At 60.3% G+C, this 17,059-nt stretch carries 16 protein-coding genes; 7 read left to right on the forward strand and 9 right to left on the reverse strand.

Annotation, left to right across the window (positions count from 1 at the left end):
* Positions 1-81: 81 nt before the first annotated feature.
* Positions 82-2,445, forward strand: a complete 2,364-nt coding sequence (locus ACM6J5_RS16685; protein WP_095944937.1) for a response regulator — start codon at positions 82-84, stop codon at positions 2,443-2,445.
* Here the strand turns inward: ACM6J5_RS16685 and ACM6J5_RS16690 are convergent.
* The 3 genes from ACM6J5_RS16690 to msrB all read right to left on the reverse strand — a co-directional run bounded on the left by ACM6J5_RS16690 (position 2,429) and on the right by msrB (position 3,963).
* A complete protein-coding gene (locus ACM6J5_RS16690) occupies positions 2,429-2,890 on the reverse strand; it encodes a MarR family winged helix-turn-helix transcriptional regulator (RefSeq protein ID WP_095944938.1) in 462 nt (153 codons plus the stop codon). The two genes, ACM6J5_RS16685 and ACM6J5_RS16690, sit on opposite strands and share 17 nt — an antisense overlap.
* Positions 2,887-3,372, reverse strand: a complete 486-nt coding sequence (locus tag ACM6J5_RS16695; RefSeq protein ID WP_056727098.1) for a glutathione peroxidase — start codon at positions 3,370-3,372, stop codon at positions 2,887-2,889. Before ACM6J5_RS16695 ends, ACM6J5_RS16690 begins: the two co-directional genes overlap by 4 nt.
* Before the next feature lie 195 nt (positions 3,373-3,567).
* Positions 3,568-3,963, reverse strand: coding sequence for a peptide-methionine (R)-S-oxide reductase MsrB (msrB, locus tag ACM6J5_RS16700; protein WP_095944939.1), 396 nt, complete (start codon positions 3,961-3,963; stop codon positions 3,568-3,570).
* Positions 3,964-4,189: 226 nt separating this feature from the next.
* Here msrB and ACM6J5_RS16705 point away from each other — a divergent pair, with 226 nt between their 5' ends.
* Together ACM6J5_RS16705 and htpX are read left to right on the forward strand one after the other, a co-directional pair.
* Entirely contained in the window at positions 4,190-5,401 is a 1,212-nt protein-coding gene (locus tag ACM6J5_RS16705; RefSeq protein WP_007973513.1) for a pyridoxal phosphate-dependent aminotransferase, read from the forward strand.
* Between the two features lie 314 nt (positions 5,402-5,715).
* A complete protein-coding gene (htpX, locus tag ACM6J5_RS16710) occupies positions 5,716-6,606 on the forward strand; it encodes a protease HtpX (RefSeq protein WP_007973520.1) in 891 nt (296 codons plus the stop codon).
* A gap of 181 nt (positions 6,607-6,787) precedes the next feature.
* On the opposite strand, the gene ACM6J5_RS16715 is transcribed toward htpX, so the two are convergent.
* Complete coding sequence (locus ACM6J5_RS16715; RefSeq protein ID WP_095944940.1) at positions 6,788-7,444, reverse strand: thiopurine S-methyltransferase; 657 nt, start codon at positions 7,442-7,444, stop codon at positions 6,788-6,790.
* A 102-nt stretch (positions 7,445-7,546) separates the two neighbouring features.
* Between ACM6J5_RS16715 and ACM6J5_RS16720 the strand changes: the two genes are divergently transcribed.
* On the forward strand, positions 7,547-8,314 hold the full coding sequence (locus tag ACM6J5_RS16720; protein WP_095944941.1) for a DODA-type extradiol aromatic ring-opening family dioxygenase: 768 nt from the start codon (positions 7,547-7,549) through the stop codon (positions 8,312-8,314).
* A gap of 188 nt (positions 8,315-8,502) precedes the next feature.
* Here the strand turns inward: ACM6J5_RS16720 and ACM6J5_RS16725 are convergent, their stop codons facing one another.
* Positions 8,503-10,176 carry a DEAD/DEAH box helicase gene (locus tag ACM6J5_RS16725; protein WP_007973525.1) on the reverse strand — a complete coding sequence of 558 codons (1,674 nt, stop codon included), beginning with the start codon at positions 10,174-10,176 and terminating at the stop codon, positions 8,503-8,505.
* A 422-nt stretch (positions 10,177-10,598) separates the two neighbouring features.
* On the opposite strand from ACM6J5_RS16725, the gene ACM6J5_RS16730 reads away from it, so the two are divergent.
* Positions 10,599-11,390 carry a crotonase/enoyl-CoA hydratase family protein gene (locus tag ACM6J5_RS16730; protein WP_095944942.1) on the forward strand — a complete coding sequence of 264 codons (792 nt, stop codon included), beginning with the start codon at positions 10,599-10,601 and terminating at the stop codon, positions 11,388-11,390.
* Between the two features lie 106 nt (positions 11,391-11,496).
* On the opposite strand, the gene ACM6J5_RS16735 is transcribed toward ACM6J5_RS16730, so the two are convergent.
* Entirely contained in the window at positions 11,497-12,252 is a 756-nt protein-coding gene (locus ACM6J5_RS16735; RefSeq protein WP_414928993.1) for a spermidine synthase, read from the reverse strand.
* Between the two features lie 150 nt (positions 12,253-12,402).
* Between ACM6J5_RS16735 and ACM6J5_RS16740 the strand changes: the two genes are divergently transcribed.
* Positions 12,403-13,749: a class II 3-deoxy-7-phosphoheptulonate synthase gene (locus tag ACM6J5_RS16740; protein WP_414928994.1), complete on the forward strand. Its 1,347-nt coding sequence runs from the start codon at positions 12,403-12,405 to the stop codon at positions 13,747-13,749.
* Positions 13,750-13,847: 98 nt separating this feature from the next.
* Here ACM6J5_RS16740 and ACM6J5_RS16745 read toward each other — a convergent pair whose 3' ends face one another.
* Complete coding sequence (locus ACM6J5_RS16745) at positions 13,848-15,077, reverse strand: winged helix-turn-helix domain-containing protein (RefSeq protein WP_414928995.1); 1,230 nt, start codon at positions 15,075-15,077, stop codon at positions 13,848-13,850.
* A gap of 64 nt (positions 15,078-15,141) precedes the next feature.
* Positions 15,142-15,357, reverse strand: coding sequence for a DUF1127 domain-containing protein (locus tag ACM6J5_RS16750; RefSeq protein WP_046043392.1), 216 nt, complete (start codon positions 15,355-15,357; stop codon positions 15,142-15,144).
* Positions 15,358-15,452: 95 nt separating this feature from the next.
* Between ACM6J5_RS16750 and ACM6J5_RS16755 the strand changes: the two genes are divergently transcribed.
* Positions 15,453-16,307 carry a LysR substrate-binding domain-containing protein gene (locus ACM6J5_RS16755; RefSeq protein ID WP_095944945.1) on the forward strand — a complete coding sequence of 285 codons (855 nt, stop codon included), beginning with the start codon at positions 15,453-15,455 and terminating at the stop codon, positions 16,305-16,307.
* Here the strand turns inward: ACM6J5_RS16755 and ACM6J5_RS16760 are convergent.
* Positions 16,297-17,046: a sulfite exporter TauE/SafE family protein gene (locus ACM6J5_RS16760; RefSeq protein WP_414928996.1), complete on the reverse strand. Its 750-nt coding sequence runs from the start codon at positions 17,044-17,046 to the stop codon at positions 16,297-16,299. The genes ACM6J5_RS16755 and ACM6J5_RS16760 overlap by 11 nt on opposite strands.
* Between the last annotated feature and the right edge of the window lie 13 nt (positions 17,047-17,059).

Below are 17,059 nucleotides of genomic sequence, written 5' to 3' on the forward strand. Positions count from 1 at the left end.
CGACGAAACACAGCGTCACACAAGCGGCGGCTCCCACAATACAGGCCTCGCGAGAACATCAGCAGGCAGGCATGATCGACTATGCTTGAGCAGCGAAAGGAAACGGAAGTGGTTCACCCCCCCATGGACATCAAATTCACCAACCGGCTGTCATTCAAGCAAGCCCGGCTTACCGTGCTGGTCGGTTTCATTCTGGGTACGCTGCTCAGCCTGCTGCAAATAGGCATCGATTATGCCAGTGAAGACGCCTCCATCAATCGTGAAATCCTTTCATTGCTGGAAATCAGCCACAACCCGGCCTCGCGAATCGCGTACAACATCGACGCCGAACTCTCCAAGGAACTGACCCAGGGCCTGCTGCGCTCACCGGCGATCATTGGCGCGAAACTGACCGACAACAACGGCACCGTGCTGGCCAACGTCAAGCGGCCCGGCGTGGAAAACGGTTACCGGATGCTCAGTGACTTCCTGTTCGGCGCCAACCGACAGTTCGAAGACCGGCTTTACCTGGATCATATGCCCAACGAATCCCTGGGTACGCTGCGCCTGAGCGTCGACACTTACGCCTTCGGCGACCGGTTCCTGCGCCGGGCCGAAGTGACCCTGCTCAATGGCTTCGCCCGCAGCCTGCTGCTGTCCGGCATCCTGCTGGCGCTGTTCTATGTGATGCTGACCAAACCCCTGGTACGGGTCATCCGTGAACTCAGCGGTCGCGACCCGAGCAGCAACGAATCGACCTCACTGGAGTGCCCCTCCGGGCACGCCAACGATGAGATCGGCGTGCTGGTCAAGGCTGCCAACCAGCAATTCAAGAACATCGCCACCGAAATCCAGCAGCGGCGCAACGCGGAAAACCGCCTGACCGAGTATCTGGGCCAACTGGAAAACATCGTCTCGGCCCGCACTGCCGAACTCAAGGCGATCAACGCCCGGCTGAGCCAGTCCAACGAGGAACTGGAAGTCGCGCGCAGTACCGCCCTCGACATGGCCGAAGCCCGCTCGGTGTTCCTGGCCAACATGAGCCATGAAATCCGCACCCCCCTCAATGGCTTGCTCGGGATGATCGCGCTGTCCCTCGACGGACCGCTGAACCCCGAACAACAGCAGCAACTGTCGATCGCCCATGACTCGGGCAAAGTGCTGGTGGAATTGCTCAACGATATTCTCGATTTGTCGAAGTTCGATGCCGGCCAACTCGAACTCGAACACATCCCCTTCGACCTCGGTTCGCTGATCGAAGACACCGCCAACCTGTTGTCACAGAACGCTGCCCCCAGCGTCGAACTGACCTGCCTGATCGACCCGGATTTCCCGGCACTGGTGCTCGGCGATCCGACCCGGGTGCGGCAGATCGTCAGTAATCTGCTGTCCAACGCGTTGAAGTTCACCCGTTTCGGACGGGTCGACGTGCGCCTGTCGACGTTCGGCGATGGCGTCAGGATCGAAGTGTGCGACACCGGCATCGGCATCCCTCAGGATGCCCAGGTCAAGATTCTCCAGCCTTTCACCCAGGCCGGCGCCGGTATTACCCGACAATTTGGCGGTACCGGGCTGGGCCTGGCCCTGACCTACAACCTTTGCGAAGCCATGCAGGGGCGCCTGACGATCAGCTCCGAGGCGGGGTTTGGCAGCCAGTTCTGCGCGGACTTGCCATTGCCCGGTCATACCCGTGCAATACCTGCTGTTTCGCTCAAGGGCAAAGTCATTGCCATCACGGCCGCCAGCAGCGGGTTGGGGGAAATGTTGAACAGCTTGTTGCCAGTCTGGGGGCTGGACTATGAACGGCGTTCCATCGATGACCCACTGCTTGGCCTGACAGCCGACGTGCTCATCACCGACTGCCCCGAATGCCTGTTCAATCTGCGCCCCAACCTCAGCGCGCCGATCCTGCTGATTACCGCGTATGGCAACTTCATGCCCGGCGAAGAGGTCAACGCCCTCGCCCCCCTGCAACAACAGGCCCGCCCCTTGGCCCGCAATACGCTGCTTCAGACGTTGCGGCGGATCCTGCAACCGCAAACCCACCCGGTCAACGAGGCCCGACTCGACACGCAATGCCCGCAACGCCGCGGGAGCGTACTATTGGTGGAAGATAATCCGGTCAACCAGTTGGTGGCCAAGGGCATGCTCGGCAAACTCGGCTGCGAGGTCACCACCGCGGCTCATGGTGGCGAGGCCCTTGACCAGCTCGAGCAACGGGAATTCGACCTGGTGCTGATGGACTGCAACATGCCGGTGATGGACGGCTATGAAGCCAGCCGGCAAATCCGCCGCAGCGGACGCTGGCCTCAACTGCCCATCGTCGCCCTGACGGCCAACGCCATGTCGGAGGAGCGCGAACGCTGTCGTGCCGCGGGCATGAGCGACTACCTGGCCAAACCCTTCCGGCGCGAAGAACTGGCCGCCCTGCTGGACCTGTGGATCCCCCCTACGACAGTGCCTTGATCTGCCCCAACAGGTGATCGAGACCATCGCGCAACTCGTTTAGACGATTCAGATCGACCCCACTGTCGCACAACAGGCGCGCCTTGAGCGGGCCGACCCGGTCGCGCAAGGCCGTGCCGGTTGGCGACAGGCTCAGGTGCACTTCACGCTCATCGCGCGCCGAACGCTGACGCTGCACCAGTTGCAGTTGTTCCAGGCGCTTGAGCAAGGGTGTCAGCGTGCCGGAATCCAGGGCCAGGCGCTCGCCCAATGCCTTGACGGTCGGTTGCTCCGGGGCCGCTTCCTGCCACTCCCACAACACCAGCATCGCCAGGTACTGAGGGTAAGTCAGGCCCAACTGATCGAGCATGGGCTTGTAGGCGCGAATCACCGCCCGGGAAGCCGCGTACAACTTGAAACACAACTGGCTGTCGAGCTTCAGGGAATCGACTGACAAGGTATTCATTTGAGCAGGGCTTCGATCTCGCGGGTCAGGTCCTGCGGCTTGGTCGCCGGAGCGAAGCGCTTGACCAGTTGCCCGTCCTTGCCGATCAGGAACTTGGTGAAGTTCCACTTGATGCCCTGGGAACCCAGCACCCCCGGTGCGCGCTTTTTCAATTGCACGAACAGCGGATGGGCATCGGCACCGTTGACATCGATCTTTTTGAACAGCGGAAAGCTGACACCGAAGTTCAGCTCGCAGAACTCGGAGATCGCTCCTTCGTTACCCGGCTCTTGCTTGCCGAACTGGTTGCAGGGAAAGCCGAGCACCACCAGGCCCTGGTCCTTGTAGGTTTGCCACAGCTCTTCCAGGCCCTTGTACTGCGGAGTGAAACCGCACTTGCTGGCGGTGTTGACCACCAGCACGGCCTTGCCGGCGAAATCCGCCAGGGTCTTTTGCTCACCCTTGATCGTGGTGCAAGGGATGCTCAGCAGGTTGTCGCTCATGTTTGAGGTTCCGAACGAATGGAAGAACCAACAAAATAGCGAGCAATTGAATTGTGTGCAATTTAAATTATCGAACGCCAATCCACTGTAGGAGCGAGCTTGCTCGCAATGGACCAGAGAACAACTCGGGGCACCAGGCTTCCCGCGTTATCGTTGACGACCATCGCGAGCAGGCTCGCTCCTACAGGGCTCGCATTACTCGCGGGGCACCAGTTCCAGGCACACCGAATTGATGCAATAGCGCAGGCCCGTCGGGGGCGGGCCGTCGGGGAACACGTGGCCAAGATGCGCGTCGCATTTGGCGCAGACCACTTCGGTGCGGATCATGCCGTGGCTGACATCGCGGATTTCGGTCATGGCGCTGTCGCCGATCGGCGCGTAGAAACTTGGCCAGCCGCAACCGGAATCGAATTTGGTGCTGGAGTCGAACAGCGGTTCGCGGCAGCAGATGCAGTGGTAGATGCCGTCGGTCTTGGTGGCGTTGTATTTGCCGGAAAACGGACGTTCGGTGCCTTTGAGGCGGCACACGTTGTACTGCTCCGGGTCGAGCATCGCCTTCCATTCTTCCAGGGTTTTTTCCAACTTTTCCATCATCACACCTCAGCGGCTGAAAAAGCCCGATCTGTACCTTTTCCACGGATCGGGCGGCACGTATGATTGCGCCTCGTCAAACGCCAGTCTGGCAGCCAGACCACGCGCATTCAAACGGAAATATGGGTGCTGCATCTCAAGGCGTCAGGCCTGTGTGAATACGCAGGATTCCCAGCACGGTTGCCCAAACGCCGTCTGGATCGTTCATTTTCGGGAACACATCGCCATGCAGGTCAGCAAATCGAACAAGCTCGCCAACGTCTGCTACGACATTCGCGGCCCGGTGCTCAAGCACGCCAAGCGCCTGGAAGAGGAAGGCCATCGCATCCTCAAGCTGAACATCGGCAACCCGGCGCCCTTTGGTTTCGAAGCACCGGATGAAATCCTCCAGGACGTGATCCGCAACCTGCCGACCGCCCAGGGCTACAGCGATTCCAAGGGCCTGTTCAGTGCGCGCAAGGCCGTCATGCAGTACTACCAGCAAAAGCAGGTGGAAGGCGTCGGCATTGAAGACATCTACCTGGGCAACGGCGTTTCCGAACTGATCGTGATGTCGATGCAGGCGCTGCTCAACAATGGCGACGAAGTGCTGGTGCCAGCGCCGGACTATCCATTGTGGACCGCAGCCGTGAGCCTGTCTGGCGGCAATCCGGTGCATTACCTGTGCGACGAGCAGGCCAACTGGTGGCCGGACCTGGCTGACATCAAGGCCAAGATCACCCCGAACACCAAGGCCCTGGTGATCATCAACCCGAATAACCCGACCGGCGCGGTGTATTCGAAGGAAGTGCTGCTGGGCATGCTGGAACTGGCCCGCCAGCACAACCTGGTGGTGTTCTCCGACGAGATCTACGACAAGATCCTCTACGACGACGCCGTGCACATCTGCACCGCCTCCCTGGCGCCGGACCTGCTGTGCCTGACCTTCAACGGTCTGTCCAAGTCCTATCGCGTGGCCGGTTTCCGTTCCGGCTGGATCGCCATTTCCGGCCCGAAACACCACGCCCAGAGCTACATCGAAGGCATCGACATGCTGGCGAACATGCGTCTGTGCGCCAACGTACCGAGCCAGCATGCGATCCAGACCGCCCTGGGTGGCTATCAGAGCATCAATGACCTGGTGCTGCCCCAGGGCCGCCTGCTGGAGCAACGCAACCGCACCTGGGAGTTGCTCAACGACATTCCGGGCGTGAGCTGCGTCAAGCCGATGGGCGCGCTGTATGCGTTCCCGCGGATCGACCCAAAGGTCTGCCCGATCCACAACGACGAAAAGTTCGTCCTCGACCTGCTGCTCTCCGAAAAGCTGCTGGTGGTTCAAGGCACCGCGTTCAACTGGCCATGGCCAGACCACTTCCGCGTCGTGACCCTGCCCCGTGTCGATGACCTGGAAATGGCCATCGGACGCATCGGCGGCTTCCTCAAGTCCTACCGCCAATAAGCGGTCCGTCACCGTGCGACGCCCCGAACGTCGCACGGTGATTCATCCGGCAACATTTGTTTGCATTGCGCCACTGGCAGTCGCTTTTTCGCTGCCGGACAGCGCCTTGCCTGCTCGTGCCTAACAAAGGCGGGGCCTTCGACATGAATTGACTGACAAACACTTCCCGCATACTTGTCGGAAATGCCCTGCAAGCAGCTAGACTGTTGCCGTAGGACACAGTTTGAAATAGTCACCCGGTTGAATACCCCGGTGCAGCACCTTATATACCCCGCAGTACGCTACATCTTTAGCTTGAGGAGATTTCTACAACCATGATGCGCATCCTGCTGTTCTTGGCCACTAACCTGGCGGTCGTGCTGATTGCCAGCATCACCCTGAGCCTTTTCGGCTTCAACGGGTTCATGGCGGCCAATGGGGTTGATCTCAACCTCAATCAGCTGCTGATTTTCTGTGCGGTCTTTGGTTTCGCAGGTTCGCTGTTCTCGCTGTTCATCTCCAAGTGGATGGCGAAGATGAGCACCAGCACCCAGATCATCACCCAGCCACGCACCCGTCACGAGCAATGGCTTCTGCAAACCGTCGAGCAACTGTCCCGCGAAGCCGGGATCAAGATGCCCGAAGTCGGTATCTTCCCGGCCTACGAGGCGAACGCCTTCGCCACTGGCTGGAACAAGAACGACGCATTGGTCGCGGTCAGCCAGGGTTTGCTCGAGCGTTTCTCGCCGGATGAAGTGAAAGCCGTACTGGCCCACGAAATCGGCCACGTTGCCAACGGCGACATGGTTACCCTGGCGCTGATCCAGGGCGTGGTAAACACCTTCGTGATGTTCTTCGCACGGATCATCGGCAATTTCGTCGACAAGGTGATCTTCAAGAACGAAGAAGGCCAGGGCATCGCCTACTATGTGGCGACCATCTTCGCCGAACTGGTTTTGGGCATCCTGGCCAGCGCCATCGTCATGTGGTTCTCGCGCAAGCGCGAATTCCGTGCCGACGAAGCCGGTGCAAACCTGGCCGGCACCGCCGCGATGATTGGTGCCCTGCAACGCCTGCGGGCGGAACAAGGGCTGCCGGTGCACATGCCCGACACCCTGAACGCCTTCGGCATCAACGGTGGCATCAAGCAAGGGTTCGCTCGCATGTTCATGAGCCACCCGCCGCTGGAAGAGCGTATTGATGCGCTGGCTCGTCGTCGCGGCTAAGAGACTTCACGGCAAAAATGAAAAGGCCCGCAGCGATGCGGGCCTTTTTTTGTCTGCTAATTATTGGTGTGTGTGAGGGCCTCATCGCGAGCAGGCTCACTCCTACAGGTGATTTGTGAACGATGCAGACCCCTTGTAGGAGTGAGCCTGCTCGCGATGAGGCCAGAACTGTCGCTACAAATTACCGCGTGGAAACCCGATACACCCGCTCCTCCAGCCGCGTAACACCCGCCTCCAGGAATTTCCCGCTCTCGCTCAACACATCCTGATCTTCCAGGATCTTCAGCGCCCATGAGTCCCCGAACAACCGCAGCACCTCATCATCGAGTACAGCAAACGGCGGGCCGGGCATTTGCGCCTGGTCATAGTCCAGGGTAATCAGCAGTCCAAGGGATTCCTTCGGCAGTATCCGCTTCAAATGGGCGGCATAGCGCTCTCGCATTTCCGCCGGCAGTGCGATCAACGCCGCGCGATCATAAAGCGCGGAGCAATCGGCAACATCACCTGCCGTCAGCTCGAAGAAATCGCCGCACCACAGCTCAATGGAGCCTGCCCGATAGACCTTGAACGGCCCCTGCTCGCTGACGGCTGGATCAAAGCCATGTTCGCTGAAAAACTCCTCGACGGCTTTTTCCGACAGTTCGACTCCCAGGACCTCATGGCCTTGATGGGCGAGCCAGAGCAAATCCAGGCTTTTTCCACATAACGGCACCAACACGCGCGCGCCTTCTTCAAGGCTTAACGCTGGCCAGAACCGTTTCAGATGAGGGTTCACCTGCGGCAGGTGAAAGCCGATCTGGTTCGCCGCCCATTTCTTGTGCCAAAACTCCGGCTGCATAAATAACCCCGAAAATTCGATCAAAACACCCTAAAACTTATATTAGATTTAGATTAATGATCTGACTGAAGATGTTGCATCTTAACTCTCAGGAGCTCATTCATGTTCCCCAGCCTGTACATATCCCACGGCTCCCCCATGCTCGCCCTGGAACCCGGTGCCAGCGGGCCGGCACTCGCTCGCCTGGCGGCCGAAATACCGAAGCCCAAAGCCATCGTGATTGTTTCTGCACACTGGGAAAGCAATGAGTTGCTGGTCAGCGGTAACCCGCAACCGGAAACCTGGCATGACTTCGGCGGCTTCCCCAAAGCCCTGTTCGAAGTCCAGTACCCGGCTCCCGGCGACCCACGACTCGCCGCAGAGGTTGCCGAGTTACTGAAAACCGCTGGTTTTCCTGCACGTATCGACAGCAATCGGCCTTTCGATCATGGTGTCTGGGTGCCTTTATCGCTGATGTACCCGCAGGCAGACATCCCGATTGTCCAGGTTTCGCTGCCCACCCGTGGCGGCCCCGCCCTGCAGACCCGCGTCGGCCACGCGCTGGCCAGCTTGCGCGAGCACGGCGTGCTGCTGATCGGTTCCGGCAGCATCACTCACAACCTGCGGGAACTGGACTGGCATGCCGGCCCCGAGAGCGTTGAACCCTGGGCTCTGGCATTTCGCGACTGGATGATCGAGAAACTCGCCGCGAACGATGAAGCCGCGCTGCATGACTATCGCGCGCAGGCGCCGAACGCTGTACGCAATCATCCGAGTGATGAGCACTTGTTGCCGTTGTACTTTGCCCGGGCCGCGGGCGGGCAGTTCGGGGTTGCCCACCTGGGGTTCACCATGGGCGCGCTAGGGATGGACATCTACCGCTTCGGTTAACCCAAGAACCGAGTCGCCCCCATCGCGAGCAGGCTCGCACACAGGGGGGGATCGCATTCCAATGTGGGAGCGAGCCTGCTCGCGATGGCTGCAACACCATTCGAACGCCGAACACAAATCAACAGACAAAAAAAATCCCCGAACCAGTCGGGGATTTTTTATGTTCGATCAATCAGCTCGAGAGCGGATCAATCTTCGCGGTAGCGACGCAGCTTCAACTGCTTGCCGGCAACGCGAGTGTCCTTCAGCTTGGTCAGCAACTTTTCAAGACCATCTTCCGGCAGTTCGACGAGGCTGAAGCTGTCACGCACCTGGATGCGACCGATCGCTTCACGCGCCAGACCACCTTCGTTGAGGATGGCACCCAGCAGGTTCTTGGCGGCGATACCGTCACGCGCACCCAGCGCGGTACGGCAACGTGCACGGCCTTCGCCCAGCGGCATTGGAGCACGACGCTCGCGGTCACCACGCTCAGGACGATCACCGGAACGCTCTGGACGATCGCCACGCGGTGCGTTGTTCGGCACCAGTGGACGTTCTTTCTCGATAGCGGCCAGGTTCAGCGCTTGACCGTTGGTTGCCTTGCGCAGCAGGGCAGCAGCCAGGGCACGCGGGCTGCAACCGATGTCGGCGGTCAGACGATCGAGCAGATCACCGTGAGTCGATTCGGCCTCGGCCACCAGCGGCGACAGGCTGTTGGTCAGTTTCTTGATGCGCGCATCCAGAACGGCTTGAGCGTCCGGCAGGCGAACTTCAGCAACCTTTTGACCGGTTACACGCTCGATCACTTGCAGCATGCGGCGCTCACGAGGAGTCACCAGCAGCAGTGCACGACCTTCGCGACCGGCACGGCCGGTACGGCCGATACGGTGAACGTAGGACTCTGGGTCGTACGGCATGTCAACGTTGAACACGTGAGTGATGCGCGGAACGTCCAGGCCACGAGCGGCAACGTCGGTCGCCACAACGATGTCCAGACGGCCATCCTTGAGGGAATCGATCACGCGCTCACGCTGGTTCTGGGCGATGTCACCATTCAGCGCAGCGGCTTTGTAGCCTTTGGCTTCCAGGGCACTGGCCAGATCCAGGGTCGCTTGCTTGGTGCGCACGAACATGATCAGGGCGTCGAAATCTTCCACTTCCAGCAAGCTGAGAACGGCCGAAGTCTTCTGGTCAGCATGAACCAGCAGGTGAGCCTGCTCGATCGCGGTAACGGTCTGGGTCTTGCTCTGAATCTTGACGTGCTTCGGATCGCGCAGGTGGCGTTCGGCGATGGCACGGATCGATTGAGGCAAGGTTGCCGAGAACAGTACGGTCTGACGGGTTTCCGGCATGGCCTTGAAGATGACTTCCAGGTCGTCCATGAAGCCCAGCTTGAGCATTTCGTCGGCTTCGTCGAGAACCAGGTGGTTCACGGTCGCCAGTACTTTTTCGTCGCGACGCAGGTGGTCGCACAGACGGCCCGGAGTGGCGACAACAATTTGTGCGCCATTACGGATTGCTTTCAATTGTGGGCCCATCGGCGCGCCGCCGTAGACAGCCACAACAGTCACGCCCGGCATTTGCTTGGCGTAGGTTTCGAAAGCGGTTGCAACTTGTAGCGCCAACTCACGAGTTGGGGCCAGGATCAGAGCTTGCGGCTCGCGCTTGGACGGATCAATGCGGTGCAGAATTGGCAGGGCAAAGGCAGCGGTTTTACCGGTACCGGTTTGCGCCTGACCAATCATATCGTGACCGGCGAGAATGATCGGGATCGACTGCTGCTGAATGGCCGAAGGCTCTTCATAGCCGGTAGCGACTACTGCAGCGACAATATTTGGATGAAGTTCAAGAGCGGCGAAGCCGCCGATTTCCTGGGTCATGGGTCTGCCTCTAAGTGCATCCGCAAAGACCCATGCTCCAAAGCTGCACATGCCGTGTTGAGACTCAAGAGTCGCCCTGGCAGCTTTGTCGGCGGGGATTTGCGAAAACGAATGAATGAAAAGAATCGTCAAGGAAGAGTCCGCTGGGCGGACGTGCAGCCGAAGCTGGCTTCGGGGAATTGCGCTACCTAAACGCGGCCCGGTTAAAGGCCGGCGCGCACTATACCGGAATTCGCCCAAAAAGGGAGCTTTTTTTATCGGAAATCCACCGAATACACCGTTGTGTAACAGGCTTTGCGAATAATCGGTCAGCCGTCTATTTTTCAAAGGCCCGGCCTTGCGGGTGATGGCGCTAAAACGGTTCACCCTTTGCCGTGCAGACCGCCGGTCTGGCACGCCTTTCCCACCCTGAGGATCGCTCCATGAATCAGCCCTGCCCCAGTCGAGTCAGCCGCGAACGGCATGGTCATGTATTCCTGATCGGTCTGGATCGGGTGGCCAAGCGCAACGCCTTCGATCTCGACCTGCTCAACGCGTTGAGCCTGGCCTATGGCGAGTTCGAAGCCGACAGCGAGGCGCGGGTGGCGGTGGTGTTCGCTCACGGCGAGCACTTCACCGCCGGGCTCGACCTGGTCAATGCCAGCGTCTCACTGGCAGATGGCTGGCAGGTTCCGCCCGGCGGCTGTGATCCGTGGGGGGTGTTCGCAGGCCCCAGGGTCAGCAAACCGGTGATCGTCGCCGCCCAAGGCTACTGCCTGACCATCGGCATCGAATTGATGCTGGCCGCCGACATCAATCTGTGCGCCAGTAACACCCGGTTCGCGCAGATGGAAGTGCAACGCGGGCTCTTCCCGTTCGGCGGCGCCACCCTGCGCCTGCATCAGGTATCCGGTTGGGGCAATGCCATGCGCTGGTTACTGACCGGTGATGAATTCGACGCCCGTGATGCCTTGCACCTGGGATTGGTGCAGGAAGTCATGGCCAGTGAAGACTTGCTGCCCCGGGCGATTGAACTGGCCGAGCGGATCGCCCGCCAGGCACCGCTTGGGGTGCAGGCGACGCTGATGTCTGCGCGACAGGCCCGGTATGAAGGGGAAATCGCGGCGGCACAGGCGTTGCCTCTGATGGTCAAGAAGTTGATGGCCAGCGAGGACGTCAAGGAAGGTGTGCGGTCGATGGTGGAGCGGCGGCCTGGAGTGTTCAAAGGACTTTAGCCTTGTATTGCCAGTTGGAAAGCTATCGCGAGCAAGCTCGCTCCCACAGGGGATCGCAGTCAAATGTGGGAGCGAGTTCACTCGCGGTGACGCCTTCACAGACAACTCATGTCGCCGGGCGAATGCACTTGATCAACGAGTCCAGCGAATACCCCAACCGCGGCGCCAGCGCTTCGGCGCGGGCGATCAGGCCGTCCATGTCCAGTTCCTGATCCAGCTCCGACGGCACGATCAGAATCACGTTGCCCTCCTTCACCGGCAGCTCCCAGTAATGTCGGTGGTACAAACCGCGCAACAAGGCGGCGCCCAGGGGTTTGCCATCGTCGGTAGCCCACTGATTGATGATCAGCCAGCCCCCCGGATTCAATCGCTTCTGGCAGTTTTCCAGGAAACTCCAGGCCAGATGCCCGACGCCCGGGCCGACATCGGTATAAAGGTCGACGAAAATCAGGTCCGCCGGCTCAGCGGTGTCCAGCAGCTCCAGCGCATCGCCAACGCGGATGTACAGGCGCGGATCGTCATCCAGCCCCAGATATTCAATGGCCAGGCGCGGTACGTCCGGGCGCAACTCGATGGCCTCGACATCTTCCAGCGGCAGGAACTTGAGGCAGGCCTGGGTCAGCGTACCGGCACCGAGGCCGAGGAACAGCGCGCTTTCCGGCTGCTCATGGCACAGCGCGCCGATCAGCATCGCCCGGGTGTAGTCGTACTCGAGCCAGCTCGGATCCGCCGTGAACACGCAGCTTTGCTCGATGGCATCACCGAACTCGAGAAAACGGTAATCGGCCACTTCCAGTACACGAATCACGCCGAACTCGTCCTGTACCTCGGCGAGCAGATGCTCGACGCGCTCCTCAGTCATTTCATCTCCTGATCGTCACCGGGGCCGGCAACGCAATAACACCGCGTGTAGAGAGCGGCAAAGGCGAGATTGTCGGCGAAGCGACGGGAACAGGTCACGCACTAATTTGCTGATAACATGGACGTCCGAGCGAAAACACTAGAGACCGTGATGAGCCAACCATGGAGCCCTGACAGCTGGCGCGCCCTGCCGATCCAGCAACAACCCCGATACCCCGATGCCGCGCATTTGCAGCGGGTCGAGCAGACCCTGGCCAGCTATCCGCCGCTGGTGTTTGCCGGCGAAGCCCGGGAGTTGCGCCGTCAGTTTGCCGAGGTGACCCAGGGCCGCGCGTTTCTGTTGCAGGGTGGCGACTGCGCGGAAAGCTTCGCCGAATTCTCCGCGGCGAAAATCCGCGACACCTTCAAGGTGTTGTTGCAGATGGCGATCGTGATGACCTTTGCCGCCGGCTGTCCGGTGGTCAAGGTCGGGCGCATGGCCGGGCAGTTCGCCAAACCCCGTTCGGCCAATGACGAAACCATCGATGGCGTGACCCTGCCCGCCTACCGTGGCGACATCGTCAACGGCATCGGTTTCGACGAAAAAAGCCGCGTGCCAGACCCGGAACGCCTGCTGCAGTCCTATCACCAGTCCACCGCCACCCTGAACCTGTTGCGCGCATTCGCCCAGGGCGGTTTTGCCGATCTGCATCAGGTGCACAAGTGGAACCTGGACTTCATCGCCAACTCGGCACTGGCGGAAAAGTACAGCCACCTGGCCGACCGCATCGATGAAACCCTGGCGTTCATGCGCGCCTGCGGCATGGACAGTTCGCCGCAGTTGCGCGAAACCAGTTTCTTCACCGCCCACGAAGCGTTGCTGCTGAACTACGAAGAAGCTTTCGTGCGTCGCGACAGCCTGACCAACGATTACTACGACTGCTCGGCTCACATGCTGTGGATCGGTGATCGCACCCGCCAGCTCGACGGTGCCCACGTCGAATTCCTGCGCGGGGTGAACAACCCGATCGGGGTCAAGGTCGGCCCGAGCATGAACCCCGACGACCTGATTCGCTTGATCGACGTGCTCAACCCGGACAACGATCCGGGCCGCCTGAACCTGATCGCGCGGATGGGCGCGAACAAGGTCGGCGATCACTTGCCGCAGCTGATCCGCGCCGTCCAGCGTGAAGGCAAGCAGGTGCTGTGGAGTTCCGACCCGATGCACGGCAACACCATCAAGGCCAGCAGCGGCTACAAGACCCGCGACTTCGCGCAGATCCTTGGGGAGGTGAAGCAGTTCTTCCAGGTGCACGAAGCCGAAGGCAGTTATGCCGGGGGGATCCATATCGAAATGACCGGGCAGAACGTGACCGAGTGTATCGGTGGTGCGCGGCCGATCACCGAGGATGGCTTGTCGGATCGCTACCACACCCATTGCGACCCACGGATGAATGCCGATCAGTCGCTGGAGCTGGCGTTTTTGATTGCTGAGACCTTGAAGCAAGTCCGGCGTTAAATCGCGTCACCCCTATCGCTAGCAGGTTAGCTCCCACATGGGTTTTGTGGACGACACAGATCCAGTGTGGGAGCCAGCCTGCTGGCGATCAGGCCAGATCAGTCACCACCGATTTGGGACAATGCCACCCGCAAACGATCCGCACTCGCCCGCGGGCAATTCAACTGAACCTGTGCCAGCCCCAGCCAACCCGCCATCTGCCGCAGGTTGACCGCCAGCGCCGCCATCCCCTCGTCATCCAGCCCCGGCTCTTCCTCGTGCACCGCATGCACCGCCAAACGGCCAGCCACCCGTTCGGCGCGCAGGTCCACCCGTGCGGCAATCCGTTCGTTGTGCAAAAACGGCAGGACGTAATAGCCATACACCCGTTTGTCCTGTGGCGTGTAGATCTCCAGCCGATAGCGAAAATCAAACAACCGCTCGGTCCGGCTGCGCTCCCAGATCAGCGAATCGAACGGTGAAAGCAAGGCACTGGCGGTGACTTTGCGCGGCACTTTTGGCTCGGGCAGGCAATAGGCCGGTTGTCGCCAGCCCTGGACTTCGCAGATCAGCAATTCACCAGCCTCGACCAACTCGGCCAAATGTGGGCGACTGTCCGCAGGGTTCAAGCGGAAATAGTCACGCAAGTCCTTCTCCGTACCGACCCCCAATGCCGTTGCCGCATGCCGCAACAGGCCGCGCTGAGCGTCGTCTTCACTCAGAACGGGGTGCGCAAGAACTGCCCGGGGAATCACCCGCTCCGGCAGATCGTAGAGCCTTTCGAATCCGCGCCGTCCGGCAACGGTCACTTCACCGGCCGCGAACAACCATTCCAGCGCATGCTTTTCCGCGCTCCAGTCCCACCAGGGGCTGGCCCGTTCCTGACGGGTCGACAGACTTCCGGCACTCAACGCGCCCTGCTCCTCGACCGAAGCCAGCACCCGGCGAATGGTGTCTTGCTGTTCACGGCCAAAACGCGCCAGTTGCTCATAAATGTCTTCGCCACGGCTCGCACGCTGCATGCGCCAACGCATCAACGGGTACATGGAAAGTGGCAATAACGAGGCTTCATGGCCCCAATACTCGAACAACGTACGGCGCCGGCCCTGACTCCAGGCAGCCTGGTCGAGCAAATCGGAGGAATAATTGCCGAGGCGGGAAAACAGCGGAAGATAGTGCGAACGCACCACTGCATTGACCGAATCGATCTGCAGAACGCCCAGCCGTTCGATCAGCCGATTGAGCGCAATAGCCTTGATCGCCGCTGGCGGCGACCGCCCGCTGAACCCTTGGGCGGCCAGCGCCAGACGCCGAGCCTGTTTGAGGGTAAAGGACAACGTTGCGGGCATGAGCGTCTCCTTGTCTGCTCGCAACCTACCTCACCGGTAAGGGGTTTGTGTAGCGTGGCATTCATCATTTATGCATCGGATCATTCCAGAACGGTTTGATCGACTCGTTCTCCACATCCGCACGGCTCATGCCGATGTCCTTGAGTGCTTCGTCGCTCAAGCTCGCCAGCAGTTCGCGCTCGCGATGCAGTTCGTACCAGCGGCCGACCTTGTGCAGCAGATCGGATATCACGTGAATCGAGTGTTTTTCTGATCCGTGGAACTCGTGTTGACCTTTCATCTTGTTGCCCTCCGTTTGGATGGCTCCAGTCTCGCGCCGGGTCTAAGATCAATCCAACGAATGTTTCTGATGTCACATATCTCGGAGATTGATGGATGTCCGCCTACCCGAGTATCGATACCGAAGTGCTGCGCACCTTCGTCGCCATCGCCGACCAGGGCGGCTTTACCCGCGCCGGCGAAATGGTCAACCGCACCCAGTCAGCCGTCAGCATGCAGATGAAACGCCTGGAAGAAGATGTGCTGCAGCGCCAGTTGTTCCAGCGAGACGGGCGGCAAGTGCGGCTGACAGCCGAAGGCCAGGTGTTGCTGGGCTATGCGCGGCGCATCCTCAAGTTGCACAGTGAGGTGTTCAATACCTTGCGTGAGCCCGACATGGTTGGCACGGTGCGCATCGGCACGCCGGATGATTATGTGATGCGATTCCTCCCGGGGATTCTGCGCCGGTTTGCCCAGTCTTACCCGCTGATTCAGATAGAAGTGCACTGCGAATCATCAAAACAACTGTTGATGCGCCAGGACCTGGACCTGTCCATCGTTACTCGCGAACCGGGCAGCGAAATCGGCCAGTTGTTGCGCAAGGAACGTTTTGTCTGGGCCGAGGCGCAATGCTACAGCGCTCATGAGCAGACGCCGCTGCCACTGGCGATGTTCAACAGTGATTGTTTCTGCCGTCTGTGGGCCTGCAACGCCCTGGACGCCCGGGGGCGCGATTACCGGGTGGCGTACAACAGCGACAGCCTGTCGGCGATCATGGCGGTGGTCAGCGCCGGCCTGGCCGTCACGGCGCAGCTTGAAAGCCTGATCACCGCGGACATGCGCATCCTCGGTGAGGCCCAGGACCTGCCGCTGCTGCCCGAGGCCAGCATCATGCTCGTGCGCAACCTGCATAACCCGTCACCCATCACCGAGTGCCTGGCCGAGCACATCGTCGAAGGCTTCAAACTTTGAAGGCGAGCATCACCGCACAGAACACCAGAAACCCGCAAAACAGCCCGCGCAGCAGCCGCTCCGGCAAAGCGTGGGCAATCTTTACGCCCCAACTGATGCTCATCAGCCCGCCGACCGCCAAGGGTAAGCCGATCACCCAACTGACCTGATGGTGCGCGGCGTAAGTCACCAACGTCACTCCCGTACTCGGCAAGGCCAGCGCCAACGACAACCCCTGCGCAACCACCTGGCTGGTGCCGAACAGACTGGTCAGCACCGGTGTCGCCACCACCGCGCCCCCCACGCCGAACAACCCGCCCATCGTACCGGATGCGGCGCCAAGCAGGCCCAGCCAGGGCCATGAGTAGTTCATCTGCGAAGCTGGCTGGGCGCTGGCGGCGAACATGCGAACGAGGTTGTACGCCGACAGAGCGATCAGAAACGCGACAAAGCCTATGCGCATGGTTTGCGCATCAATGCCCACCGCCCAGATCGATCCGAGCCAGGCGAAGCAGAACCCCATGATGGCCAGCGGTAATGCGTGGCGCAGTTCGATCCGGTTGCGCTGATGATAGCGCCACAGCGCCAGCATCACGTTCGGCACCACCATCACCAGCGCTGTGCCTTGGGCAATCTGCTGATCGAGCCCGAACAGCACGCCCAGCAGCGGAATGGCGATCAGGCCGCCGCCGATGCCAAACAACCCGCCGAGCGTGCCCAACGCAGCGCCGAACATCAGATACATCAAGAACTCAATCACAGCCTTTCCCCGT

The sequence above is a fragment of the Pseudomonas sp. IT-P74 genome (assembly GCF_949768175.1).
Lineage (GTDB): Bacteria > Pseudomonadota > Gammaproteobacteria > Pseudomonadales > Pseudomonadaceae > Aquipseudomonas.